Consider the following 23,464-nt stretch of genomic DNA (forward strand, 5'->3'; position numbering starts at 1 on the left):
CCCGGCATCAGCGCAGTTCGATGCGGTTGATGTCGGGGGCGGGGCCGGCGTCGTTGAAGAAGCGGATCCAGCTGGTCCCCGCGGGGAGGTACACACGGAGGGAGGCCGTGGCGGGGATGAGGTAGTCGCCGGCGCCGGACAGCGACATGGTGTGTACCGGGCCGTCGTTGACGGTGACCATCAGCGTGCGGGGGTCCTGGGTCTCGTACACGATCACGAGGGTCCGGTCGCCGGCGGCGGGGACGTCGGCGACGCGGATGGCCAGGGTGTTCGGGCCGCCGATGTACCCGACGCGGCGGCCGCCGTCGCAGGACGGGCAGTCGATGACGCGCGCGCCCTTGCGGAGGTTGGCGTCGTCGGCCGCGTGCAGGCTGATGGCCCGGAAGGCCGGCACGGGCGGCGCTGCCGGCAGGGACGAGTGCGCGGCCGACGGCGCTTCCGACGGGGCTCCCGACGGCCCTTTCGACGGCGGAGACGGCGCCGCGGAGGGCAGGACGAGCGGGGGGACGACCGCGATCGTCGCGGCGATGGCGGCGGCCAGCGATGCCCATCCGAGCCGTCGCCAGATGACCGGCGACCGGTCGTGCGCGTCAGCGGCTGGATCGGTCATGCCGGAACCTCCGCTTCGCTCCGGCTGCGGCATGATTTGGACCTGAGCCCATGATGACCGGCCCCTCCGCTCCGCTGCGGACCGGTCATGCCGGAACCTCCGCTTCGCTCCGGCTGCGGCATGACTTGGACCTGAGCCCATGATGACCGGCCCCTCCGCTCCGCTGCGGACCGGTCATGTGCGGCCCGTCCAGCGGAGCAGGGCCTCGGTGCGGTTGGTGACGCGGAGCTTGGCGTACACGCGGTGGAGGTGGTTCTTCACCGTCTTCTCCGTCAGCAGCAGGCGGTGGGCGATCGCCGCGTTGGAGAGGCCCTCCGCCAGCAGGTCCAGGACGTCCTGCTCGCGGCGGGTCAGGCCGTACCGGGGATGCGGGCGGGCCGCCGGCCGGGCCCGCATGGTGGCGGTGGCCACCGCGGCCGCGGCGGGGGAGAGCCAGCCGTACCCGGAGGCCACCGCGATGACCGCGCGCTGGAGTTCTTCGGGCGTGAAGGCGCCGTGGATGAGGTAGCCGCGCGCGCCGCCGTGCAGCATGCGGGCGATGAGGGCGGGGTCGGCGTCGCTGGTGAGCACGAGCACGGCGGTGTGGCGGGCAAGCTCGGTGAGCACGGAGAGGCCGTCGGCGATCGGCATGCGGTGGTCGAGCAGCGTGACGGCGGGCGCGGCGCGGCGGGCCTCGGCCAGCGCCTCCAGGCCGTCGGCGGCCTCGGCCACGACGGTGACGTCGGGCGTCGCGTCGAGGTAGCCGCGAAGGGCGGCGCGCACGATCGGGTTGTCGTCGACGACCAGGACGCCGATCATGGGCGGCTCGCCGTGGCCGGGGACGGGAGTGGGATCGCGGCCTCCACCGCCGTACCGCCGCCGGGGGTTGAGGAAACGCGCAGGGTGCCGCCGGCCGACCGGGCCCGCTCGGACATGCCCAGGATGCCGTAGTGGTGCCCCGCGCGCAGCTCGGCCGGGTCGGCGGGCATGCGGAAGCCCCGGCCGTCGTCGCCGATGCGCAGCGTGAGGTGCCGGGGGTGCGCGTCGAGGCGCACGGTGACGGCGGTGGCGCCGGAGTGGCGGGCGGCGTTGCGCAGCGCCTCCTGGAGGATGCGGCACAGCTCGTAGCGGACCGCGACCGGCGGGTCGCAGGGCGCCGCGTCGAACGTGACGGGGATGCCGGTCGACTGCCGCCACCGCGCGCAGAGGGACTCGAGGACTTCGCGGAAGTCGCGGTCGGGCTCGTCGGAGCGCAGGCCGTCGAGCAGGTCCCGGGCCTCGCGCGCGGCGGCCGCGGCGCCCTCGGAGACGGTGCCGGCGAGGCGCTCGGCGAGGTCGGGGTGGCGGCGCAGGCTCTGCGGGAGGGCGAGGGCGGCGAAGGAGACGCCGCGGAGGGTCTTGGCGACCGAGTCGTGCAGCTCGCGGGCGAGGCGGGCGCGCTCGCCGGCCGCGGCGGCGCGCTGGGCGGAGGCGACGACGCGCACGGAGAGCTCGACGTGGCGCCGCAGGGCCGCGGTGGCGACCGCGGCGCCGGCCGCGGCCAGGACGCAGGCGATCGGGAACGCGAGGACGAACTCGGCATGTGCGGGATTGCCGGCCAGGACGCGGGCGGCCACGGCGTACCCGAGGGCGGCGTGCGCGGCGCCGATGACGAGGGCGCGCAGGCCGACGACGACGCCGGCCAGGGCGGACGCGCCGGCGGCGGCGCAGAAGTACGCAATGCCGGGGTCGACGGCCAGCACGCCGAGTACGAGCAGGCCGTCGAGTGCGAGCACCGGCACGGGGCGGCGGACCACGTACGGGTCGCGGGACAGCACGGCGAGCCCGGCGGCCGTGGTCGCGGCGGCGATGCCCGCGGCGAGCAGCAGCGGGCGCGGGTCGGCGGCGAGCCGCAGCCCGGTGCCGGCGGCGGCGAGCGTGGCGGCACCCCGGCCGAGCAGCACGGCCCGCCCAACGGCGGCGGGGGCCACCGCACGATCGACGGTCATCCTGGGACTCTACCGAGTTTCGCGACTTTTTAAATGTACCGAATTAGCCCGGGTGCGCCTGCTGGGGATTTCTCGCCACTTCCCGTACGAGTTCCGCGTCGCGGGCGCCACGCCGTCGGGCTTCGAGCCCGGGCGACCCGCCCGCCGCCCGGGGACAGCGCGTGACGGGGCCAGCGGGATCAGTGGGCCTCGCCCGCAACGCCGTGCTCCCAGGCCCACGCCGCGATCTCCACCCGGTTGCGCAGCCCCAGCTTGGTCTGGATCGTCGACACGTGGCTCTTCACGGTGCTCAGCGAGATGAACAGCTCGGCGCCGATCTCCTGGTTCGTCCGCCCGCGCGCGATGAGCCGCACGATCTCGGTCTCGCGATCGGACAGCCGCACGCCGGCCAGCAGCGCCCGGCGCGGAGGCTTCAAGTGCCGCAGCAGTCGTACCGTGATCGAAGGCGACACCAGCGCGTCCCCCGCGTGCGCGGCGCGCACCGCCTCGACGAGCAGCGCGGGCCCGGCATCCTTGAGAATGAACCCGACCGCCCCGCCGCGCAGCGCGCCGTACACATACTCATCGAGGTCGAACGTCGTGACCACGATGACCCGCAGCGGATCGACCGCGGCCGGCCCCGCCAGCGCCCGGGTGACCTCCAGCCCGTCGAGCCGCGGCATGCGGATGTCGACGAGACACACGTCGGGCCGCAGCCGCCGGGCGGCCTCGATCGCCTCGACCCCGTCGGCCGCCTCCGCGACCACCGAGATGTCGTCCTGGTCCTCGAGAATCAGCCGCAGCCCACCGCGGATCATGGCCTGGTCGTCGGCGATCAGCACCCGGATCGTCATGTGCACCACCCGGTTGTCATCGCGGCAGCCGGGCCACGACCGACCAGCCCCGCGGCTCGGCCGGCCCGGCGCACAGCCGCCCGCCGAGCGCCTCGACCCGCTCGCGCATCCCGATCAGCCCGAAGCCCCCGGGCCCGCCCCGGTTTCCGGGCGGCGGCCCGTCGTCGGTGACCTCGACGGTCACGCCCCCGGCGTCCCGCGTGACCCGCACCGTGACCAGTTCGGCCCGGCCCGCGTGCCGGGCCACGTTGGTGAGCGCCTCCTGCACGACGCGGTACACGGTGCGGTTCAGCTCCGGCGGCCAGTCGTCGGCGCCGTCGGGCAGTTCCACGCGCACCTCCCGCGGCCCGTCCCCGCGTTCGCCTTCTCGCGGGGCTTCGCTGAAGCGCCGGACGAGGGTCTCGAGCCGCTCGGTGCCGCCGCTGGCGGGTGCCGCGTCGGCGTTGTCGCGCAACAGGCCGACGATGCGGCGCATCGCGGTCAGCGCCTCGGAGCCGGCCGCCTCGATGCCGGCGACGGCCTCGTCGAGCCGCCCGTGCTCCGGCGCGCGGCGGGCCACCACCCGGGCCGCCTGGGCCTGGACCACGATGCCGGTGACGTGGTGGGCGACGACGTCGTGGAGTTCCCGGGCGAGGGCGAGGCGCTCTTCCCGGCGTACGGCATCGGCCATCTCCCGGCGCCGCTGCTCCTGCAGCCGCAGCCACAGCCCGGCGCCCGCCCCGCACACCCACGCCAGCACGTCGGCGACCGCGGCCGCGGTCGCACCGCCGGACGAACGCTGGGCCGACAGCACCGGGCCGGCGGCCAGCACGGCCAGGGCAGCCCCCGCGACCGCGCCCGCCACCCGTGGCTCCAGCCGCCGCACCGCGCCGGCGACGAGCGCGGCCAGCCCGAGCGCGAGCCCCGGCTGCGGCTCGACCGGCAGCCCCGCCACCCGCGCTCCCAGCACGGCCCCCACCGCCACGACCAGCCCGGCCCCCGCCGCCGCGAGCGGCGCGCGCCGGCGCAGCATGGCGATCGCGCACACAGCGGCGCCGCAGAGCAGCCCCGGCAGCCAGTACGCCCCGCCCCAGCTGACCGCGAGCGCGACCGCCGTGCCGCCGAGCAGCACCACCGCGCCGGCCCCGAGCGCCGCGTCCACCGTCCGATCCAACAACGCCACGGCTCCCAGACTACGGAACCGCCGACCGCGCCGAACCGGCCAAAAGTAGGGTCCCGAATACGCTCCGCGTTTCCGTGGGAAATCCGCCAGGCGGCCCACTTGAGGATCACTTTAAATCGCCATTATGCCTTGCTCCGCAACGCTTTTCCGGCCCATTCGCAACGTACGGTCGAGCCGTAGCCGCCGGATCGCTGAAGGAGCCGCGATCATTCTGGCCGATCCGTTCAGCAGTGACGGCTGATGACATTCCGTCAATGGCAAGGAGTCCAGCGTGTCCGACAACCGCCCGGCATGGACGCCGGGTCACCGAAGGTCATCGGCCCGGTACCCCGGTCGCCGTTGGGCGTGGCGGCCACTGCTGATGCTGGGCCTGCCCGCGTTCGTTGTGGCGCTGGGCGGGTTCATCCTCACCTCTCAGGAAGCCAACGCCGGTCAGGACGCAGCCGAAGTCAACTGCACCCTGGTCGTACCCGCCAACCCGCTGAGCGCGAACGGCCTCGCCACCCCGTACCGGCTGAGGGCGCCGTGCCACGAGACGGACGCGGGCATGGCCACCTTCGTGCAGGCGACGATCGTCGACCCCGCCACCGGCAACGTCTCCGTGTACAACCCGCTGGTCGTCGACGACGGCAAACGCGCCGCGGTCGTGCCAGCCGCGCCGAAACTCCCGGCCGGCGCGGTCGTGGGCCTGTGGTTCGGCTTCAACGGCGACAACCTGCGGCTCGCCGACGACAGGGGCAGCCTCGCCGCCGGCAAATGCGTCAACGGCGCCCAGAACTCGATCTTCGGCCAGTTCGCGTACTGCAACGCGCCCGCCGTCTTCGACGCCGCCAACGCCGCGATCGCCGCCGGCAGGCTCACCGTGCCGGACCTCGGCACCGCCACCGACGGCCGGCCGTGCCCGACCACCCGCGACTTCGGCCTGGTCGACATGGACCAGAGCGACAACGTCACCACGACGTACCTCGCGCTCGCCGACGGCACGACCGCGCAGAACACCGCCGCGAACCGGGCCGCGCTGGCCAGGCGCGGTGCGCGGGTCGAGGTCAACGGCAGCGACAACGGGCTGCTCGACGCGCACGTCTTCCCGGCGCTCGGCTGCACGCCGTACCGCGCACCAGACCTCGCCGACGCCGGCGCGCCGGCCACCGCGCTGGCCCTCAACGAGCTGCAGGCCGCCGCGCACCAGCAGGCGCCGGTCGCGCTGGTCCCGACGTCGGACCCGATGACGAAGATCGGCAACCGGCCCAGCGTCGCGAAAACCAACCTGTACCGCGTCGGCGTCGGCCAGCCGCCGATCGACCAGGCCACCGAGACACCGACCGCGTACTGCCGCAACCTGCTACAGGTCGGCGCGGACCGCATCCAGCTCGACCGGGCGCTGACCGTCCGCGCGGCGTCACCCGACCCGCAGGCCGCCAACAGCCTGTTCACGTTCCTGGCCCAGCGGTTCAAGGGCTCGTACGACGAGCTCGACTGCCCCCGGCTGCTGCGGATCAAGAACCCGGTGACCGTCTCTTCCGACGCGAACGGCGTCGTGATCAGCGCTCGCTTCGGTCAGCTGCCCAAGCCCACCCCGTCGGGCTCCACCGCCGCGAGGCCGTCCGCGTCCGCCTCTGCCATCGTGCCGACCTCGGCCGCGCCGACGGCAACGGCATCCGCATCGGTACCGCCCACCTCACCGGCCGCCTCGCCGACGCGACCGGCCACGGCGGCCGCACCGGTGCCGACCACGGGGCAGCCGGTCCACACCGCACAGCCGCCGCAGCCGGTGCTCACCACGCAGCCGCCGCGCGCCACGACGCAGCCGCCGCAGCCGCCGCCCGCCACGACGCAGCCGGCCCAGCCGGTGCTCACCGACCAGCCCACACGGCCGGCGCAGCTGATCGCGGCGCAGCCGGCGCCGACCGACGACGTGTCCGGCGACGGCGGCGCGGCAGCCACCACCACCACCGGGGCGACGGCACAGCCCGACGGCAACCTGCCCGGGCTCGCGGTCGACGCGATGCGGCTCAAGAAGCCGGGCACCCTGAGCGCGCTGGACGGCCACTCCATCACCGCCACCACGGTGGGGAGGGTCCTGCTCGTCGGCGGCGGAACCGGCTTCGTCGGCGCGATCATCCAGGCCGTTCGCCGCAACCGGCGATCATGACAGGGACGGCAGGCCCTAAGGCCCTCATGCCGCCAAGGCGTACTTGCGGCGCAAGCACCAGCGGATGATGTGCGGCGAAAGGAATCCGGCAGCCGCGAAGATCGCGGCAAGCCCGGCCCACCCCGGCGCCCCCCACCCGATCACCAGCGCCGTCAGCAGCGGCGGGGCGGCCATGTTGCCGATCTGGCGGCCCGTCTGGTGGACGCCTTGGTACTGTCCTTGCGCCCAGTCGGGCGCGAGGTCGAAGACCACCGCGAAGGTCGCACTCGACAGCCACAACTCACCCAGCACATGCACGGCCGCGCCCATGAGTACGAGTACGCCCACCAGCCACGGCGAGCCGCCCGACGTAAGTCCGAACAGGACACACGACGCTGCGACCACCAACGCGCCGCGCCGGGTTACCCCGGTCGCATCGGCTGCTGTGTGCGTACCACGAGATGCCCAGACCTGAAGGGTCACGCAGCCGATCGTGTTGACGAGCAGTGCGGCCGAGACAAGCGTGACCGGACCGTGTGTGTACGCCACGAGCCAGAGCGGCAGGGCGAGGCTGAGCAGTTCGTTGTAGAGTGCCGCGACGAGCCCGTCGACCATCGCGAAGGCGACGAAGGGTTTGTCGCGCAGGGCGACGATGCGTGGACCGCTGGGCGGCGGCGTGGCCGGCGCGACGCGGTCTGCCCGGCTGACGATGAGCGCGGCGCCGAGGAAGGTCACCGTGTTGAGCAGCAGCACGGCCAGATAGCCGCTGCGGCTGTCGAGCGCCAGCGGGATGCTGCCGGCGAGCGTGCCGAGCGCGATGCCCAAGTTGTTCGTCGACCGCACGAATGCCCGCGTCCGCACGCGCTCCTGCGCCGGGACAGCACCGGCGATCATGGCTCCATTGGCGGCTTTCACCGTCGCGTCGCCGACGGCGATGACGCAGGCCAGTAATGCGAAGGACCACAGTGTCTTCACCGTGGTCATCGCCGCGAACGCTCCCGCCAGCGCCACCAGCGCAGCGACCTGTACGCCCCGCGGACCGCGCCGGTCGACGAGGTAGCCCATCGGCGTTGTCAGCGCCATGCCAGCCACCGCCGCGATCATCAACCCGACGGCGACCTGAGCCGGCGTCAGCCCGACCGATCGGGTCAGGAACAACGCGCTCGTCGTCAGGTACGCCCCGTTGCCGAATGTGTTCACCAGAGTGGCGACCATCAGGATGCGCGGGGTGCCTCGGGGCGGGAGTTTCACGCCGTCGAACTCAACAAGACGAACGTACGGTTTGCAAGTTGGGCTGCCGCCTCGTAGCCCCTGCGAGCGGCCGGATGGCCGGTCTAGTTAGGACTGCGTATGCGCGGAGGGCTCGCCGAGGCCGGCTCGCCGTGCGCGTACGATCGCCTGTGCTCGGTCCTCGACGCGCAACTTGGTGAAGATGTTCGAGATGTTGTTGCGGATCGTCTTGTCGGACAGGTGCAGTCGCCGTGCGATGTCGGTGTTGTTGCATCCCTCCGCGACCAGTCGCAGCACCTCGACCTCGCGGTCGGTCAACTCGGGAAACGGGCGCGCCGCCCGGCCGTGCGGCCCGGCGCCGGCGAAGTAGGCGAGGGCCCGGCTCGCGACGCCTGCGCCGAAAACGACGTCGCCGGAGGCGACCGCGTGGATGGCGCGGGTGATCTGTTCCTGTTCGGCGCCCTTGACGAGATACCCGCGGGCGCCGGCGCGCATCGCGGTGAAGAGGGATTCGTCGTTGTCGAACATGGTGAGTACGAGTATCGCGATGTGCGGCGCGGCGCCAGCCAGTTCGCGGGTGGCATCGATCCCGTTCATGCCGGGCATGTTGAGGTCCATCAACACCACGTCGGCGCCCAGTGCCACCGCCCGTTCGACTGCCGCCTCTCCGGTGGTCGCGTCTCCGACGACGGTGATGCCGTCCGCGTCAGCCAACGCGGCGCGCAGGCCGTGCCGGAACACGGGGTGGTCGTCGGCGATGAGCACGGTGATGGCGTTCATTCGGTCCTCGTGAGCGGTAGCAGCGCCGTGACGAGGGTACCGCCGGTGGCGGCCGCGCTGACGGTGCACGAGCCGCCGAGTTCGGTTGCTCGCTCGGCCATCGAGCGCAGGCCCAGTCCGGGCCTCTGCGGTGTGGCGTGCAAGCCGACCCCGTCATCGCGTACGGCAAGTCGCAGCTGACCGTCGGAGGCTGACACGTGGATGAGACACTGCCCTGCGCGTGCGTGCCGGGTTGTGTTGGTGACGGCCTCCAGCACGATGCGGTACGCGGCGATCTCGACGTCTGTGCTCAGGGCGGGCAGCGGGTCCGCGTCGACGTGGACCTTGAGCGCGCCTTGCGCGCGGCGGGTCACCGTCTCGGCGTACTGGCGCAGCGCCTCGACGAGACCGAGTTGTTCGAGCGTCGTCGGCCGCAGGTCGGCGACGAGCCGTTTGACGTCGTCGAGACTGTCGCGGACCTCGGCTTCCAGGTGGCCGAGCAGCTCCGCGGTGTCCGGCGCGGTAGCGGCGACCGAGCGGCGCGCGGCGCCGATGCCCAGTGCCACGCCCGCGAGCGTGGGGCCGAGCCCGTCATGCAGGTCGCGTCGGATGCGGTGGCGCTCCTCGTCACGGGCGACGGCCAGCGCGTCGCGGGAGCGGCGCAGGTCGTGGGTGAGCCGTACGCCCGCGACCGCGACACCGGCCTGCCGCGCCACCTCGTGCAGGAGCCGCTCGTCGCCCGGATCGAGAAAACGCTGACCGGGCGGCAGACCGATGGTGAGATGCCCGACGACCTCGCCCGTGTGGTGCAACTCCACCTCGGCGGTGGCACCGGCCGGACGACCGTGCGTTGCGGCGGGTGCGGACTCACCGGACAGGGTGATCGCGACGTAGGGCAGCCGCAGCGCGGCGGCGATCGTGGAGACCATCGTCGGCAGTAGATCGTCGGCGGCGATTGCGGTGGACAGCTGTCGGCCGAGCCCGGTCAGTGCCTCGTACGGATCGCGGCGCCGACCGTACAGCAGGCGGTCGACGACGTGCTGCACCGCGGTACGCGCCGGGGCCAGGCCGAGGGAGATGACGACGGCGGCGACGACAGCACCCGTGCCGTGACCGCCCAGCGCGTTGGACGCGACACCGACGGTCAGCCCGAAGACCCCCGCGACGAGCACCGTCAGGATCGAGTAGACCAGAGTCCGGTTCAGCAGCCGGTCGCCGTCGAACAACCGGTGACGCACCATTGCCACGCCCAGGGCCACCGGCACCAGCCCGACCGCCACCGTGGGCACGAGCGGACTGACCGGCAGCACCTGCGCGGTCACCACGACGGCGAACGCGGTGAAGAACCAGCCGACACGCCGACGTTCCGGACCGGAGGCGCGGACCATCCTCACCAGCAGGCCCAGCGCGCCGATGATTCCGCAGGCGAGGGACGCAAGGACGCCGGCCGTGGCGAGCGCCACCGGGATCGCCGGCGGGTCCGCCGCGTCGCGGACGAACAGAAACGCCCCGCTCGCGAGGGCGACCGCCGCCGCGGCGGCCCAAACCAGCGGGCGCCACCGGCGCGAAGCCGGGCGGCCGTCCGGGAACAGTGGCGTGAACAGGCCCGCCGCGATGGCCATACCGGGCAGCCACACATAGCCGCCGATGAAGATCGCGACACCAGTCAACGGCAACGCCGGGCGATGGGCGGCGTACTCGACGAGCATCGTGCTGCCCGCCTGAAGCTGGCCCTCGGCGACCAGCAACCACCCCAACGCATGGCCGGGCCGATGCAGGATCACCACCGCGCCGACCACGCCACAGGAAACGCCGACGACGGCACCGACCAGCTCGTGCTGAGCGATCAGCCACGCCAACGTACGACCGTTGCCGGACGCGAGTACTCCCCACAGCACCGAGGCCGCCACCGCCAGCACGGCCAAAGCGATCGCCACCCGGCCGCGCACGCTCGGCTCACCGCGAAAAGCAGCCGCGGCCGGCGCCACGCCCTCCTCGGGCGCGGCACCGACCAGGTGCACGTTCGAGCCGGTCACGGCGTCACCGGCACCGCTTCGACGCTCCGCCCAGGGGTGCGCAGCACCGCGACCGCCATCCATACCAAACCGACGAGCACCAGCACGGTGGCCGGGAACGGCACGCCGGCCATCTCTACGACCTGGAACGCGACAGGCAGCACGACGGCGGTGCGGGGGACGGCGCGACTGCGCCATACGGCGACCATCGCGAGAACGATACCGAGGCTCCCCCCGATGAAGAACATGGCCATGAATACGGCCCCAGGCAGCCCGGGCAGCTGGTTCGAGACCTCCGCGAACGTCGCGTGGTCGATCCTGTCGCTCTGCGCGACCGAGTAAGCGATCGTCTCGACGCCCTCGATCATCGCCTGGGCGGTAAAGGCGAGCACCAACAGGATCGCACCGATCCAGGCAAGCTTGGGGGATGCACGCCGAGCCATCAGCAGCCACACGACAGCACTGCCCAACAAGAACGGGACCGCGAGGATGTCGGCCGTCACCCCGATGCCCCCCAACGCGGGGTGCGAGGTCATGTACGCCATGTGGTCCTGGCCGAACCCGATCACGTCGCCGACCAACCAGAGCAGGCCGGACGCGACCAGCGTGATCGCCGCCCCCGCGCGACCGGCAGACGTCCAGCCGGTCACCGGTGAGATGGGCCGGGCCTTGACCGGCGCCGGCGAGGCTGTTGCAGTGGTGCTCATCATGTCTCCGTTTCCGAAATGCCGCGCGGATCACGGCAACATGGAAACGGTGCCGCCGGCGGTGTCCCGGGCACATCGGCGCGGTGTCCCGATCCTCACCGGGACATGATCCCCACCGACCACAGCCGGCACCGTATCTGCCCAGCCGCGACGCCGATCTTCCAGACGGATGCAGCTGCAGCGCCACCGTATCCGCCTTGAACTGCGGTGAATAGTGCTTCATCACCATCGTGTCCCAGGCCTCCGACCCACCCGGATCATCGCGCGAACAGATCCGCAAAGCCCCGCGTTCCCGCACTCTGGCAGGGCTTGATGTCAGGTGAGGCGGCGTACCAGTGTGGCGGGTATCAGCAGGCCGCCACGCTCATGATCGTCGTCGGCGATCTCTTCGACGACCAGGTCTGCGGTGGCCTCAGCGGCTTGGTTGACGGGCTGACGAATCGAGCTCAGATCTGCGAGGAGAGCGGTAGGTCATCCCAGGGAAGGCCAAGCTGTTCGAGGGCCGTGCGCCAGCCGCGTTCACGGTCGCGGCTGACGCCATCCTCCTCAGGCCAGCCCAGGAATGCGATGCGGCGGTGGCCGCGCTGTTCACACCAGCTGACCGCCTGGGCGACGCCGGCGGCGCCGTCGACATCCACCCATCCCACGTCGCGGCCCGCCCACGGTCGTCCGTACTGGACCACCGGTACGCCCGCGCCGCGAAGCACTGTCACTCGGTCGTCGCAGGCCTGCGGGTCCATGAGGACGACGGCGCTGATCTCCGATCGCCGGTACAGATCCACATAGGCGTCTGTCTCCTGTCCGCCCCACTCGGCGGCGACCAGACGCAGGCCGAATCCCGCCGCATCCAACGCGGCCGCCAGCCCGGCCAGATACGCGCCGTACAGCGAGGCGTTGACACGGTCCTCGACCCGCGGGATCCGGCAGGCGACAGCGATCGGCGTCCGTGACCGTTGAGATCCCAGACCCAGAGCCCGACGAAGGGCGCCGGAGATCGGGCAAATCACCCCGGTGACGGCTGAGGTGCAGGCGCGGGAGGCGGACCGGGCCGAGCGTCGACGGCTGCGGCGGCGCCGTCGTGCCCGACTCAAGGTGGCCGAGCTCGGGCGCTCGCGCGGCGGGCTGACCAGCAAGGTCCACCTGGCGGCGGACCGCCGCTGCCGTCCGCTGGCGTTCGTGCTCACGCCGGGGCAGGCCGCCGACAGCCCCCGGTTTGTCGCGGTGCTGGAGAAGGTCAAGGTGCGCGGGCCGGTCGGCCGTCCGCGCACCCGGCCCGACGCGGTTGCCGCCGACAAGGCGTACTCCTCCCGCGCTAACCGCGCCTACCTGCGCAGACGCAAGGTCAAGGCGGTGATCCCGGAGAAGGCCGACCAGGCCGCGAACCGCAAGAAGCGTGGTAGCGCCGGCGGACGGCCGGTCTCCCACGACGCCGAGCAGTACAAGGAACGCAACACGGTGGAACGTTGCATCAACAAGATCCGGGCGTGGCGGGGTCTGGCCACGCGCTACGACAAGACGCCCGACAGCTACATGGCGGGGCTCCAACTGCGCGGATCGATCATCTGGATGCGCAGCCTCCACCCCACCACATGATCACAACTCCAAACAGGCCCTAGCTGCGTCTCAGGCGGGAGCGGCGCGAAGCGTCACGGCGGCGCCATCGGGATCTCGGAGAACCCGGGCGGCGGCACGGTCGTCACCGTCAGCCTGCCGCAGCCCTCCCCGCCGCCGTGACGCGCGCCGCTCGGGCCGGCCCGTTGCGGAGCGCTCCGGCAGTGGGTGCCGGACCGGGCCCACCGGCGCTGGGTGTCGGACCGCTCAGCACCGGGCGGATGGCCGCAGCCCAGGCCGTGGCCATCTTCGCGTAGCCCGCGGCGCTCGGGTGGACGCCGTCGGCCAGGTCCGCGACCGTCAGGGCGGCGTGCATGTCGACGAAGTGGACCTGCGCGCCGGCAGCGTTCGGCGCACGCCCCGATTCTGCCCGAGCCACTGCGCGACGTGCCCGCGGTCACCTACCGGGCGACGGTCCTGCCGCCGTCCGGTCAGGGGAGCAGGACCAGCTTGCCGCGCAGGCCGCCCCGCTCCACGCGGCGGTGGGCCTCGGCGGCCTCGGCCAGCGGCAGGCGGCCGGCGATGCGGGTCGTGAGCCGGCCCGCAGCCAGGTCGGCCAGCAGCGCCGCGAGGCCCTCCGCGGACGGCACCACGTGCACCTCGGCGACCCGGATCCCGCGCTCGGGCGCGGGCGCGCTCGGGCCGGTCACCGCGACGTACGCGCCGCCGTCGCGGACCGCGTGCAGCACGCCGCCGTGCGAGGCCGCGTCCAGGGCGGCGTCGAAGGCGCCCACCGGCAGCGCGGCACCGCGGGTGACGACCTCCTTGGCGCCCAGGCCGGCGACGAACGCCTCGTCGCCGGGCGAGGCGATCGCGGTCACGTCCAGGCCGGCCGCGACCGCCAGCTGTACCGCGAAGCCGCCCACCCCGCCGCTGGCGCCGGTGACGAGCAGCCGCGCGCCGGCCGGCAGCCCCGCCAGCGGGAGGGCCTGCCGGGCGGTGAGACCGTTCAGGGCGAGCGTCGCCGCCTCGGCCGGGTCGACGCCGGCCGGGATCGGCGCCAGCCACGCCGGGTCGGCGAGCAGGCGCTCGGCGTAGGTGCCGGTGGCGCCGGCGTCGGCGAACCACGGCACCAGGCCGGCGACCGCGGTGCCGTCGTCGGTGACGCCGGCGAAGTCCCAGCCGAGCACGAACGGCGGCCGAAGGTCCGGCAGCAGCGCGGCCAGGGCGCCGGCCCGGGTCCACACGTCGACGGGGTTGACCACGGCGGCGCTCACGCGGACCGGGACGCGGCCCGCGACGGGCGCCGGGTCGGGCCGCCGCGCGCCGCGCAGGCGGTCGGCGTCGCCGAACTCCGAGACCTCGACTACGAACATGGCTTCCTCCAGGTGGGTGCGGCAATGACCTGTCGCCACCGTGCCCCGGGTCGGGTACCGTTGGTAAGTAGGTACCTATTAGTGCCTATGAAACCCGGAGGAGTCGAAGGAGTCGTGACCAAGACCGCCGAGCAGCGGCGCGCCGACGAGCGGATCGTCTACGACGCGTTCATGGCGGCCTGCCCGACCCGGCAGGTGTTCGCCACCATCGGGGACAAGTGGGCCGGCCTGGTCGTCAACGCCCTCGCCGGCGGGGCACTCCGGCACGGGCAGCTGCGCACCCGCATCGCCGGGGCGAGTCAGAAGATGCTCACCCAGACGCTGCGGACGCTGGAGCGCGACGGACTGGTGACCCGCACCGTCACCCCGTCGGTGCCGGTGCGGGTCGACTATGAGCTGACGCCGCTCGGCCGCACCCTCGTGCCGGTCCTGTCCGCCCTCAAGAGCTGGTCCGAGGCGCACATCGGGCAGATCCTGCAGGCCCGCGAGAACTACGACGCCGCCGCCGCGGGGTAGGCCGGCGTCTCGACGCGGGCCCGGCCGAGCACCCGCCGGCCGGCGAAGGCCATCGCGGCCAGCATCGGCAGGGTGCCCACGGCCGGCAGGATCGGGGTGTCGTACGGCATGAAGAGCAGCCCGGCGTAGCCCACCACCACGGCCGGCACGGTCCACCAGCCGACCACCCCGGCCCGCGACAGCCCGGCGAACGTCAGCAGCAGCGCGAGCGACACCAGCGGTCCGGGGCTGAACGCGAGTTGCTGTGCGGGGTGGGCCAGGACCTTGTCGGAGATCGCGACGGCCTGCTCGACCGGCAGGTTGCGCCCGAGCTCCATGTGGAACCAGTCGGACAGCAGGGCGCCGGACATCTCGATCAGCCCGAGCGCGCCCAGCATCGCGCCGATCACCGTGAGCACGCCGCCGCGGCGGCCGCGGACCAGCAGCGGCACCGCCAGCAGGCCGACGCCCATGAACAGGTTGCCGTAGTGCAGCAGCAGCGCGGACAGCTGGGTGGTGAAGGGGTCCTCGGCGAGCGAGCGGAGATAGGTGGCCTTCGACTCGTCGGCCTGCGGCGGCGACGTGGCGAGGCCGGCGAAGAAGGATGCGGCGCCCGCGACGAGGGCGGTTCCGGCGGCTATCTGCATGACCCGCTTGGCGGGGGAATCGGTGTTCGTCATGCCGGAAACGCTATGACCGGACCGGTCCCCGGCTCTGCCCGCGCGCGTCTCGAATCCGGTCCGCCGCGCGGGGGACGCGGAGCCGTCACGCTGTCCGTCGCACGGCCGACCCGGCGGCTGACCGGCGCCGCTTACGATCGCCGGCATGCACCGCCTGACCGTGCCCTGGGGGCTCGCCGCCGCGCTGGCCGGCGTCGGTACCGTCGAGATTCTCCTCGACGCGCAGTTCTCCGCGGCCCCGGCCGCGCCGGCCGCGGCCCTGGCGGCCGTCGCCGGCGGGATGCTGCTGGGCGCGTGGCGGCCGGTCGCCGGGGCGGTCGTGGTGGGGCTCGCGTTCCCGATCGCGGTCGTCGGCGGGCTGCACGGGCCGACGGGCGCCGCGGTGCTGGGCTTCTTCGCCGCCCCGGCCTGGGCCGGCTACCGGGTCGTTCGAGCCGGCTCTTCTCGCAACGCCGCGTCCTGGCCGGCGCCCCTGGCGCTGCAGCTCATGGCGAGCCTGGGCACCTGGATCGCCGGGCGGGCGGCGGGCTCGACGGTGTCCGGGCTCGGCGGGCAGGCGTGGGAGAACCTGTTCTTCGGCCTGATGTGCTGGGGCGCGTGGGGCGTCGGCCTGCTCGCCCGCCGGCTGCGCGACCGCGCGGACCTGCTGGCGCGGCTCAACACCGCGCTGGATGCCGAGCGCGAGGCCCGCGAGCGGGCCGCGGTCGCGCGGGAGCGGCAGCGCATCGCCCGCGACATGCACGACGCGGTGGCCCACTCGATCAGCGTGATGGTCCTGCAGCTCGGCGCCGTGCGCAGCACGCTGCCGGCGGGCACGCCCCAGGCCGAGATGATGGAGGGCATCGAGCGGCTGGGACGCGAGTCGGTGCAGGAGATGCGGGCCCTGGTCGGCATCATGCGCGACACCTCGCCGGACATCTCGCCGGGCGGAGCGCCGGAGCCGACCCTCGCCCGGGCCGAGGAGCTCGTCGCCGAGGTGCGCGCCGCGGGGCTGCCGGTCTCGCTCACCGTCGACGGCGACCTAGCCGGGATCCCGCGGGCGCAGGACATCTCGGCGTACCGCGTGCTGCAGGAGGCGCTGACCAACGTCCTGCGCCACGCCGGGCCCGCCCCGACCACGGTGTGCCTTCGCCGCGAGCCCGGGCGCGTGTCGCTCACGGTCGACAACGAGTCCGGCGTCGGTACGGCGGGTGCCTCGCCCGGCGGCCACGGGCTGATCGGCATGCGGGAGCGGGTGGCGGCGTTCTCCGGCACGCTGAGCGCTGGGGCGCGGCCGGGCGGGTACACGGTGCGGGCCGTCTTTCCCCTCGGTACCGAATCCGGGGCCGTGAAGGGAATCCGGGCATGATCCGGGTGGTCGTGGCGGACGACGAGGCGATGATCCGGGCCGGGCTGCGGATGCTGCTGGACCACCAGGCCGACATCGAGGTCGTCGGTGAGGCGGCCGACGGGGAGCAGGCGCGCGCCGAGGTCCGCCGGGCCGCGCCCGACGTGGTCCTGCTCGACGTGCGCATGCCCCGCGGCGACGGGATCGAGGCGGCCCGGCACATCCTCGCCGAGTCGTCCGCGAAGGTGATCATCCTCACCACGTTCGACGAGGACGAGGCGGTCCGCCAGGCGCTGCGGGCCGGGGTGAGCGGGTTTCTGCTGAAGGTCGCACCGCCGGAGCAGCTCGTGCACGCGGTGCGCACGGTCGCGGCCGGCCAGGCGCTGCTGGACCCGGCGGTGACGCTGCGGGTCATCGAGTCCTACGCCGGGGCGCCCGCGGTCGACCCGCGCGCCGCGGCGCAGCTGGCCGGGCTCACCGAGCGGGAGGTCGACGTGCTGCGGCTGGTGGCCCGCGGGCTGTCCAACGCCGAGATCGCCGCCGCGCTGTTCCTCGGCGAGGCGACGGTGAAGACGTACGTGTCGCGGATGCTGACCAAGCTCGGGCTGCGTGACCGGGTGCAGGCGGTGGCGTTCGCCTACGAGAGCGGCCTCATCCGCCCCGGGGCCGCGTGAACCCTTGAGAGCGGGTGATCACGCCTCGTCGGCGCGAGCCTCCAGGCGTTCGTAGCGCTGCCGCGCCGCCTGCGGCGAGTTGAGGCCCAGCCCGCACGCGATGTCCTGCCAGGTTATGGCGCCGTTGCGGGCCCTGGTCAGCAGCTGCAGCTCGATCGCGTCGAGCTCCGCGCGGACGTCGGGCAGCAGGGTCAGCGCGGCGAGCAGGTCGCTCGTGTCGAGCCCGGGCTCGCCGGACTCGACCGGGATCGAGCCGCCGGCCAGCCCGGCGACCAGGCGCACCATCTCGTGCGGCGCGGCGAACGTCGGGTGGACCTGCCGCGACCGGTGCTCGGGGCTCGCCGCGTGCCGCTCGACGAGGTGGGCCAGGGCGCCGTGGACGCGGTCCGCGCGCCGCTGCGCCGGATCGGGGCGGGTGAAGAGCTCGGTCATGCCCACCACTCTGGCAGATGAACGATATGTTTTCAACAAGACGTTCAAAGCCACAATCATGGGCATGGCCCACGTCGCGCTCTTCCACTCGGTGTACGGGCTGCGGTCCGTCGAGCGCCGCGCCGCCAACCGGCTGCGCGCCGCCGGCCACCACGTCGTGGCGCCGGACCTGTACGCCGGGCGGACCGGCGCCACGATCGAGGAAGGGTTCGCGCTCAAGGACCGGATCGGCTGGGACGCCATCACGCAGCGGGCCCGCCGGGCCGTGCGCGACCTGCCGGCCGGCGCCGTGCTGGCCGGGTTCTCGATGGGCGCGGGCGTGGTCCAGGCGCTGCTGCCCGACCGGCCCGACGCCGCCGGGGTACTGCTGCTGCACGGCCTCGCCGCGATCCCCGCGGCGGCCGCCCTCGACCTCCCGGTCGAACTGCACGTGGCCGACCCCGACCCGTTCGCGCCCCCGGAGCATGTCGCCGCCTGGCACTCCGCCGCCACGGCCGCCGGCGCCGACGTGCGCGTCTTCACCTACCCGGGCGCGGCCCACTTCTACACCGACGCCGACCTGCCCGACCACGACGCCCGCGCGGCCGCGCTGACCTGGCGGCGCGCCCTGGACTTCCTCGCGACCTGCTGATTCGCGTTCCCTATCATCTGTAGACCGGCAGCGGAGGAACGGAGACACCGGATGCGCATCGCGGCGCGGTACAACGGCCCGCCCGGCTCGGGCAACGGCGGCTACAGCGCCGGCCTGCTGGCCACGGAGCTCGGCCTGGGGCCGGCGGAGGTGACGCTGCGCCGCCCGCCGCCGCTGGAGACCGACCTCGCCGTGGTGCGTGACGCCGCCGCGGCCCGGGCGCTGGCCGGCGACGAGCTGATCGCCGAGGCCCGCCCCGCGCCGGCGCAGCGGGCGGATGCCGTGCCGCCGGTGCCGCTGAGCGACGCCGCGGAGGCCGCGAAGCGCTACCCGGGCCTGCAGTCACACCCGTTCCCGACCTGCTACGTCTGCGGCACCGGGCGCGACGACGGTCTCGCGCTGCACCCGGGCATTCTGCCGGACGGCCGCACCGCGGCACCCTGGCACGTGCCCGGCGACGTCTCCGAGGTGACGATGTGGGCCGCGCTGGACTGCCCCGGCGGCTGGTCGGTCATCGCACCGTCGGGCGGCCGCCCGTACGTCCTGGGGCGGCTCGCGGCCTGGATCGACGCCCTGCCACGGCCGGGCGACACGTGCGTGGTGATGGGCCGCCACATCGGCGGCGGTGGCCGCAAGGCCGACGTACTGTCCACTGTGTACAGCCCCGATGGGACGGTCCTGGCGACCGCCCGCGCCACCTGGATCGCGCTGCCGGCGCCGATGGCCTAGTGCTGATCGGTCGCCGGATCGTAGTCGGCCAGCGGGCGCAGCCAGGCGCCGTGCATGGCGGAGAAGGCCAGCGGCCGCTCGTCCAGCGACACGACGTACGCGATCGTGTCCTCGGGCGGCGGCCCCGGCAGCCGCGCGTCGATCTGCGCGAACACCCCCGGCATCTCCTGCGAGAGCCAGTGCCCGTCCAGGCGCCGGACCCGCTCGACGAACGCGCCGCGCCCCGGCTCCGGCACGTAGTCCAGGACGGCGGTGTGGAAGACCACGAGCGTGGCGCCCGACCGGACCTCGGCACCCGCCTCGGCGACGAGCTCGTCGAGGCGGTCGTTGAGGTCGCCGGCCACGACCCGCGGCGGGTCGCGGCGGGCGACCTCGAGCGCCGCGTCGAGGCGGGCGAGCCGGTCGTGCTGCTCGGGCCAGACCAGCGTGCGCAGCCACCGCACGTCGTCCTCGTCGGTCACGTCGAGCGGGTTGAGGTCGATGCCGGCCCGCCACGCGACGCGCACCGCGTCCGTCCCCACGGCCGGCGGCGCGCCCTCGACGCGGCAGCGCAGCCGCGGCGCACCGTCCGCCGCGCCGGCCCGGACCGTGGTGCCGTTGTCGCAGGTGTACTCGTACGCGTACCGATCGGGCAGCAGGCACAGCCCCGCGGAGGCGCCGACCTCCAGCAGCGCCAGCGGCTGCGGCAGCGCGGCGAGGGCCGGGTAGAGCGCGGCGCACCGCCCCGGCTCATTGGTCTGCGTGCGCCGGGCGAGCATCGTGGCCACGACCGCGTCGCGGTGGCCGAGGGCGATGTCGCGGAACTGCGCGTATCCGCCCGGGGTCCCGCCCACGTGCCGTGCCGCGGCGAAGAGCAGATTGGGCTGGCGCTTGGCGGGCGGCAGCCCGTCGAGCATGCCGATCAGCTCCGCGTCCCCGGCGACGCCGAGGGCGAGCCGCTCGTAGAGCGGTGAACTGCCCCGCGCCATTACCGAGGCGAAATACCGGTATTCATCGGCCGTCGTCCCCCGCAGCGACATACACCGGAGCCTAGTCCGCCCGGCCGGAGGGGGGCGAGTGATGCATGCGGTCATCCGCCGCGCAGGTAGGCGAGGACGGCCAGGACGCGTCGGTGATCGGTATCGGCGGGCGGCAGGTCGAGCTTGGTGAAGAGGTTGCCGATGTGTTTGGTCACGGCGGCCTCGCTGACGGCCAGTGCTTCGGCGATGGCGCTGTTGGAGCGCCCCTGGGCCATGAGCGCGAGGACCTCACGTTCCCGGGGGGAGAGCCGTTCGAGCGGGGAGCTTTCCCTGCGCCTGCGCAGGAGCTGCCGGATGACCTCGGGATCGACGACCGTGGCGCCGGCGGCCACCTGCCGCACCGCGGCGGCGAACTCCTCGATGTCCCCGATGCGGTCCTTGAGCAGGTAGCCCAGGCCCGCGCCGTCCGACTCCAGCAGCCGGGCGGCGTAGGTCTGCTCGACGTACTGGCTGAGCACCAGCACGGCCAAGCCGGGCCGCACGCGCCGGACGGACAGCGCCGCACGCAGCCCTTCGTCGGTGTAGCCGGGCGGCATTCGCACGTCGGTGATCACCATGTCCGGGCCGTGCTCCGCGACGGCCTGTTGCAGCGCGTCGGTGTCGCCCACCGCGGCGACCACCTGGTGGCCGAACCGGTGCAACAGGCCGGTGAGGCCCTCGCGCAGCAGCACGCCGTCCTCGGCGAGGACTATTCGGCGACCTACCTGGTCTCGGTCTGATCGCAAGGGATCTCCACGGTGAGTGTCGTCGGGCCGCCCGGCGGGCTCGTCAGGACCAGTCGGCCGTTGACCGTCGAGACCCGATCCGCGAGTCCCATGATGCCGGTGCCCCGCTGCGGGTCGGCGCCGCCCACTCCGTCGTCCCGCACGGTGAGTACGAGCGTGCCGGAGCCGAGCTGCCCGGTCACCGACGCGTGCCGGGCGCCGCTGTGCTTGACGACGTTCGCCAGCGCCTCGCGCACCACGAAGTACGCGGCCGCCTCGACCGCGGACGGCAGGCGCCGAGGCACCGGCAGCTCGACGACGACCGGGATGCTCAGCTGGTCGGCCAGCTCCTCGACGGCCGCCGGCAGCCCATGGTCGGCCAGCACCCGGGGATGGATGCCGTGCACCAGCTCCCGCAGTTCGCCGAGTGCCCGTTTCGCCTCGTCATGCGCGCGCACGACGAGATCGCGGGCGGAGCCGGGGAGCGCACCGCCCGGCTCCGGCAGTTCCAGCCGGGCCAGTCCGAGTGTCATGGTGAGGACCACGAGCCGCTGCTGGGCGCCGTCGTGCAGGTCGCGTTCGATGCGCCGCCGCTCGGCGTCGAACGCCTCCACCAGCCGTGCACGCGAGCGGGTCAGCTCGATCACCCTCGCCCGCAGTTCCTCCTCGCGCGGTGCGAGCAACGCCCGGGCCAGCGCGGCGTGCAGGCCGGTCGTGGCCAGCAGGAGGTACACCGCGGCGACGACGAGCATCAGCCCGATCGGCAGCGCGAGCCAGGCCTGCGGTTCCGTGGCGATCACCCAGCCCGGGTAGCCCTGGACCGTGGCGTCCGGCGGGCTGTTGGCCAGCAGCGGCCAGGCCAGCACCACCAGCACCGGCGACACCACCGCGTAGACCGTGACCAGCAGCTCCAGGGGCAGCAGCACCGCGAGCAGCAGCGTGTACGCCAGCTCACGCCAGGTCGCCGGTTCCCGGAACCGGGTGCCGAGCCAGCCGCGCAACCCGGCGCGGTGCGGGACGCGGTGCGGCGACGCGAGCGGCTCCCGGTCGACCAGGAGCAACCGCCGCCGCTCGACGGCCGCGACCGGCAGGCCCAGCAGCGCCAACGCGACCAGCACGGGCACGCCGACGAGCGTCAGGCTCAGCACCGCTCCCGCCACGGCTGCTGGCGGCCGGTGAGCCGGGACCGTACGTCTTCGTCGCGCATTCCTATGGAGGCCACGTCGTGCGCCTGTTCGCCGGCCGGTGGCCCGAATCCACCTTCGGCATGGTCCTGCTCGACGTGAGCGACGAGAACGCCACCACGGCCCTGAACGCCGCCAGGACGCCGCTCGCCGTACAGTTCGCGGCCGAGAGCACCGCCGCTCGCCTCGGCGTCGTGCGACTGTTCGGCGACCTGCTGATCCCGGACAACGCGCCGCCCCTGGCCCGCTGGGCCGCGCCGGTGGTCTACGGGCCGGGGTCGCTCACCGCCGCCGGCGCCGAGGTCGCCGCGAGCCTCGACAGCGCCCGCCAGGTCCGGGCGACCGTCCGCCCCGCCGTCTGGGGCGACCGGCCGATCGTCGTCGTCGCCGCTGCCGGACAGCCTACGGCGGCACTCGATGCACAACGCCGGCTCGCCGGACTGTCGAGCCGAGGCTGTTTCCTCATCGCCGGCACCACCGACCACTACATCCACTACGCGCAACCCGACCTGGTCGTCCGCGCGGCGCAGGACGTCCGTGCCGGCAGGTGCTGATCGAGGTGACAGCCGACCGCATCCCGCGCTTCGCCGCCTGAGGATCAGCCGCCCTTCTGCTCGGCCATCCCGGGCCGGATCCGGGCGGACGCGATCGCCTTGCCCTTGGTGCTGTAGACGGTGACAAGGGGGTATTGCTCCGCCGGCCCTGGGCTCGTCTCGCCGCGGTCCGGGTAGAAGATCGCGGCGGGCGCCGGCTTGCCGTGGCGCCGCAGCCAGAAGACGGTGATGGTGTCCTTGTTCCAGCGGGCGAAGAATGCCTCGGTGATGGTGCCCTCGGCCTCGCTGGTGACTCGCGCCGCCTCGCCTCGGAAGGCGCCGAACTCGATGAGGGAGCCGTCGGACGCGACGCATTGCTGCAGGCCGAGGAATGGGGGCTGGGACTCGGCGCCGGTGCCGCCGCGGCACATACCGACGTCCTCGCTGACGGCGCCGGTGCTGGTGTCGCGCACCGCCTGGGCGAACACCGGCACGTTGGAGGCCATCCAGAAGAACAGCACCAACTCCTTGCCGTCGACCACGATGCCCGTCGGCATCGTGTTGCCGGTGACCTGGGCGCTCGGGCCGATGTCGATCGGGATCGACGACGGGGTGACCGGGCCGCCGGGCTGCGACCCGGTCGTGCCGGTGCAGGCGGACAGCGCGAGCAGGAACGGGAGGAGCACGAGTAGCTGGCGGCGCATCGATCCTCCTA

Annotated in this window: 24 protein-coding genes and 1 pseudogene; 8 read left to right on the plus strand and 17 right to left on the minus strand. The window is 73.6% G+C overall.

All coding sequences use genetic code 11. The annotated features are described in order from the left end of the window. Positions 1 to 7: 7 nt before the first annotated feature. The 5 genes from ACGFI8_RS17620 to ACGFI8_RS17640 all read right to left on the minus strand — a co-directional run bounded on the left by ACGFI8_RS17620 (position 8) and on the right by ACGFI8_RS17640 (position 4,572). Positions 8 to 610, minus strand: a complete 603-nt coding sequence (locus tag ACGFI8_RS17620; protein WP_392805916.1) for a hypothetical protein — start codon at positions 608 to 610, stop codon at positions 8 to 10. Between the two features lie 174 nt (positions 611 to 784). Continuing rightward, positions 785 to 1,408, minus strand: coding sequence for a response regulator (locus tag ACGFI8_RS17625; protein WP_392805918.1), 624 nt, complete (start codon positions 1,406 to 1,408; stop codon positions 785 to 787). After that, positions 1,405 to 2,577: a sensor histidine kinase gene (locus tag ACGFI8_RS17630; RefSeq protein ID WP_392805920.1), complete on the minus strand. Its 1,173-nt coding sequence runs from the start codon at positions 2,575 to 2,577 to the stop codon at positions 1,405 to 1,407. Before ACGFI8_RS17630 ends, ACGFI8_RS17625 begins: the two co-directional genes overlap by 4 nt. 179 nt (positions 2,578 to 2,756) lie before the next feature. Next, the gene (locus tag ACGFI8_RS17635) at positions 2,757 to 3,410 is read right to left on the minus strand and encodes a response regulator (protein WP_392805922.1); all 654 of its coding nucleotides are present in this window, start codon (positions 3,408 to 3,410) and stop codon (positions 2,757 to 2,759) included. A gap of 16 nt (positions 3,411 to 3,426) precedes the next feature. Further along, positions 3,427 to 4,572, minus strand: a complete 1,146-nt coding sequence (locus ACGFI8_RS17640) for a sensor histidine kinase (RefSeq protein WP_392805924.1) — start codon at positions 4,570 to 4,572, stop codon at positions 3,427 to 3,429. A 271-nt stretch (positions 4,573 to 4,843) separates the two neighbouring features. Here ACGFI8_RS17640 and ACGFI8_RS17645 point away from each other — a divergent pair, with 271 nt between their 5' ends. Further along, entirely contained in the window at positions 4,844 to 6,724 is a 1,881-nt protein-coding gene (locus ACGFI8_RS17645) for a hypothetical protein (protein WP_392805926.1), read from the plus strand. A gap of 24 nt (positions 6,725 to 6,748) precedes the next feature. Here the strand turns inward: ACGFI8_RS17645 and ACGFI8_RS17650 are convergent, their stop codons facing one another. The 5 genes from ACGFI8_RS17650 to ACGFI8_RS17670 all read right to left on the minus strand — a co-directional run bounded on the left by ACGFI8_RS17650 (position 6,749) and on the right by ACGFI8_RS17670 (position 12,421). Next, on the minus strand, positions 6,749 to 7,954 hold the full coding sequence (locus ACGFI8_RS17650) for an MFS transporter (RefSeq protein ID WP_392805929.1): 1,206 nt from the start codon (positions 7,952 to 7,954) through the stop codon (positions 6,749 to 6,751). An 87-nt stretch (positions 7,955 to 8,041) separates the two neighbouring features. Then, entirely contained in the window at positions 8,042 to 8,698 is a 657-nt protein-coding gene (locus ACGFI8_RS17655) for a response regulator (RefSeq protein WP_392805931.1), read from the minus strand. Between the two features lie 11 nt (positions 8,699 to 8,709). Further along, the gene (locus ACGFI8_RS17660; protein ID WP_392805933.1) at positions 8,710 to 10,728 is read right to left on the minus strand and encodes a sensor histidine kinase; all 2,019 of its coding nucleotides are present in this window, start codon (positions 10,726 to 10,728) and stop codon (positions 8,710 to 8,712) included. Then, positions 10,725 to 11,414, minus strand: coding sequence for a hypothetical protein (locus ACGFI8_RS17665; protein WP_392805935.1), 690 nt, complete (start codon positions 11,412 to 11,414; stop codon positions 10,725 to 10,727). The genes ACGFI8_RS17660 and ACGFI8_RS17665 overlap by 4 nt, the downstream gene beginning before the upstream one ends. A 446-nt stretch (positions 11,415 to 11,860) precedes the next feature. Then, positions 11,861 to 12,421, minus strand: coding sequence for a hypothetical protein (locus tag ACGFI8_RS17670; protein ID WP_392805937.1), 561 nt, complete (start codon positions 12,419 to 12,421; stop codon positions 11,861 to 11,863). 37 nt (positions 12,422 to 12,458) lie between these two features. Here ACGFI8_RS17670 and ACGFI8_RS17675 point away from each other — a divergent pair. After that, a pseudogene (locus ACGFI8_RS17675) lies at positions 12,459 to 13,007 on the plus strand (IS5 family transposase); the annotation flags it as partial. Positions 13,008 to 13,456: 449 nt separating this feature from the next. Here ACGFI8_RS17675 and ACGFI8_RS17680 read toward each other — a convergent pair. Then, a complete protein-coding gene (locus ACGFI8_RS17680; RefSeq protein WP_392805940.1) occupies positions 13,457 to 14,341 on the minus strand; it encodes an NADP-dependent oxidoreductase in 885 nt (294 codons plus the stop codon). Positions 14,342 to 14,455: 114 nt separating this feature from the next. Here ACGFI8_RS17680 and ACGFI8_RS17685 point away from each other — a divergent pair, with 114 nt between their 5' ends. Further along, positions 14,456 to 14,857: a winged helix-turn-helix transcriptional regulator gene (locus tag ACGFI8_RS17685; RefSeq protein ID WP_392805942.1), complete on the plus strand. Its 402-nt coding sequence runs from the start codon at positions 14,456 to 14,458 to the stop codon at positions 14,855 to 14,857. On the opposite strand, the gene ACGFI8_RS17690 is transcribed toward ACGFI8_RS17685, so the two are convergent. Next, the gene (locus tag ACGFI8_RS17690) at positions 14,833 to 15,516 is read right to left on the minus strand and encodes a hypothetical protein (RefSeq protein ID WP_392805944.1); all 684 of its coding nucleotides are present in this window, start codon (positions 15,514 to 15,516) and stop codon (positions 14,833 to 14,835) included. The two genes, ACGFI8_RS17685 and ACGFI8_RS17690, sit on opposite strands and share 25 nt — an antisense overlap. A 145-nt stretch (positions 15,517 to 15,661) precedes the next feature. Here ACGFI8_RS17690 and ACGFI8_RS17695 point away from each other — a divergent pair, with 145 nt between their 5' ends. Together ACGFI8_RS17695 and ACGFI8_RS17700 are read left to right on the plus strand one after the other, a co-directional pair. Next, entirely contained in the window at positions 15,662 to 16,864 is a 1,203-nt protein-coding gene (locus tag ACGFI8_RS17695) for a sensor histidine kinase (RefSeq protein WP_392805946.1), read from the plus strand. Then, complete coding sequence (locus tag ACGFI8_RS17700; protein WP_392805949.1) at positions 16,861 to 17,517, plus strand: response regulator; 657 nt, start codon at positions 16,861 to 16,863, stop codon at positions 17,515 to 17,517. The genes ACGFI8_RS17695 and ACGFI8_RS17700 overlap by 4 nt, the downstream gene beginning before the upstream one ends. 18 nt (positions 17,518 to 17,535) lie before the next feature. On the opposite strand, the gene ACGFI8_RS17705 is transcribed toward ACGFI8_RS17700, so the two are convergent. Further along, a complete protein-coding gene (locus tag ACGFI8_RS17705; protein ID WP_392805951.1) occupies positions 17,536 to 17,949 on the minus strand; it encodes a DNA-binding protein in 414 nt (137 codons plus the stop codon). 64 nt (positions 17,950 to 18,013) lie between these two features. Between ACGFI8_RS17705 and ACGFI8_RS17710 the strand changes: the two genes are divergently transcribed. Both ACGFI8_RS17710 and ACGFI8_RS17715 read left to right on the plus strand, forming a co-directional pair. Continuing rightward, the gene (locus ACGFI8_RS17710; RefSeq protein ID WP_392805953.1) at positions 18,014 to 18,580 is read left to right on the plus strand and encodes a dienelactone hydrolase family protein; all 567 of its coding nucleotides are present in this window, start codon (positions 18,014 to 18,016) and stop codon (positions 18,578 to 18,580) included. Between the two features lie 51 nt (positions 18,581 to 18,631). Continuing rightward, a complete protein-coding gene (locus tag ACGFI8_RS17715) occupies positions 18,632 to 19,309 on the plus strand; it encodes a hypothetical protein (protein WP_392805956.1) in 678 nt (225 codons plus the stop codon). On the opposite strand, the gene ACGFI8_RS17720 is transcribed toward ACGFI8_RS17715, so the two are convergent. Genes ACGFI8_RS17720 through ACGFI8_RS17730 form a run of 3 tightly spaced genes read right to left on the minus strand, consistent with a single transcriptional unit; the run spans position 19,306 to position 22,192 of the window. After that, a complete protein-coding gene (locus ACGFI8_RS17720; protein ID WP_392805957.1) occupies positions 19,306 to 20,328 on the minus strand; it encodes a DUF2332 domain-containing protein in 1,023 nt (340 codons plus the stop codon). The genes ACGFI8_RS17715 and ACGFI8_RS17720 overlap by 4 nt on opposite strands. A gap of 50 nt (positions 20,329 to 20,378) precedes the next feature. After that, a complete protein-coding gene (locus tag ACGFI8_RS17725) occupies positions 20,379 to 21,053 on the minus strand; it encodes a LuxR C-terminal-related transcriptional regulator (RefSeq protein ID WP_392805959.1) in 675 nt (224 codons plus the stop codon). Beyond that, the gene (locus ACGFI8_RS17730; RefSeq protein WP_392805961.1) at positions 21,029 to 22,192 is read right to left on the minus strand and encodes a sensor histidine kinase; all 1,164 of its coding nucleotides are present in this window, start codon (positions 22,190 to 22,192) and stop codon (positions 21,029 to 21,031) included. Before ACGFI8_RS17730 ends, ACGFI8_RS17725 begins: the two co-directional genes overlap by 25 nt. 65 nt (positions 22,193 to 22,257) lie before the next feature. Here ACGFI8_RS17730 and ACGFI8_RS17735 point away from each other — a divergent pair, with 65 nt between their 5' ends. After that, entirely contained in the window at positions 22,258 to 22,770 is a 513-nt protein-coding gene (locus ACGFI8_RS17735; protein ID WP_392805963.1) for a hypothetical protein, read from the plus strand. Positions 22,771 to 22,814: 44 nt separating this feature from the next. Here ACGFI8_RS17735 and ACGFI8_RS17740 read toward each other — a convergent pair whose 3' ends face one another. After that, entirely contained in the window at positions 22,815 to 23,453 is a 639-nt protein-coding gene (locus ACGFI8_RS17740; RefSeq protein WP_392805964.1) for a hypothetical protein, read from the minus strand. Positions 23,454 to 23,464 lie beyond the last annotated feature (11 nt).

The sequence above is a fragment of the Dactylosporangium sp. NPDC048998 genome, assembly GCF_043197855.1.
Lineage (GTDB): Bacteria > Actinomycetota > Actinomycetes > Mycobacteriales > Micromonosporaceae > Dactylosporangium.

What these genes read in the sequence shown, in the direction of transcription:
- ACGFI8_RS17665 (WP_392805935.1), bottom strand. Translation starts at nt 11,414, where the DNA reads ATGAGCACCACTGCAACAGCCTCGCCGGCGCCGGTCAAGGCCCGGCCC.
- ACGFI8_RS17635 (WP_392805922.1), bottom strand. Translation starts at nt 3,410, where the DNA reads ATGACGATCCGGGTGCTGATCGCCGACGACCAGGCCATGATCCGCGGT.
- ACGFI8_RS17630 (WP_392805920.1), bottom strand. Translation starts at nt 2,577, where the DNA reads ATGACCGTCGATCGTGCGGTGGCCCCCGCCGCCGTTGGGCGGGCCGTG.
- ACGFI8_RS17715 (WP_392805956.1), top strand. Translation starts at nt 18,632, where the DNA reads ATGCGCATCGCGGCGCGGTACAACGGCCCGCCCGGCTCGGGCAACGGC.
- ACGFI8_RS17720 (WP_392805957.1), bottom strand. Translation starts at nt 20,328, where the DNA reads ATGTCGCTGCGGGGGACGACGGCCGATGAATACCGGTATTTCGCCTCG.
- ACGFI8_RS17695 (WP_392805946.1), top strand. Translation starts at nt 15,662, where the DNA reads ATGCACCGCCTGACCGTGCCCTGGGGGCTCGCCGCCGCGCTGGCCGGC.
- ACGFI8_RS17690 (WP_392805944.1), bottom strand. Translation starts at nt 15,516, where the DNA reads ATGACGAACACCGATTCCCCCGCCAAGCGGGTCATGCAGATAGCCGCC.
- ACGFI8_RS17710 (WP_392805953.1), top strand. Translation starts at nt 18,014, where the DNA reads ATGGCCCACGTCGCGCTCTTCCACTCGGTGTACGGGCTGCGGTCCGTC.
- ACGFI8_RS17740 (WP_392805964.1), bottom strand. Translation starts at nt 23,453, where the DNA reads ATGCGCCGCCAGCTACTCGTGCTCCTCCCGTTCCTGCTCGCGCTGTCC.
- ACGFI8_RS17620 (WP_392805916.1), bottom strand. Translation starts at nt 610, where the DNA reads ATGACCGATCCAGCCGCTGACGCGCACGACCGGTCGCCGGTCATCTGG.
- ACGFI8_RS17625 (WP_392805918.1), bottom strand. Translation starts at nt 1,408, where the DNA reads ATGATCGGCGTCCTGGTCGTCGACGACAACCCGATCGTGCGCGCCGCC.
- ACGFI8_RS17680 (WP_392805940.1), bottom strand. Translation starts at nt 14,341, where the DNA reads ATGTTCGTAGTCGAGGTCTCGGAGTTCGGCGACGCCGACCGCCTGCGC.
- ACGFI8_RS17700 (WP_392805949.1), top strand. Translation starts at nt 16,861, where the DNA reads ATGATCCGGGTGGTCGTGGCGGACGACGAGGCGATGATCCGGGCCGGG.
- ACGFI8_RS17705 (WP_392805951.1), bottom strand. Translation starts at nt 17,949, where the DNA reads ATGACCGAGCTCTTCACCCGCCCCGATCCGGCGCAGCGGCGCGCGGAC.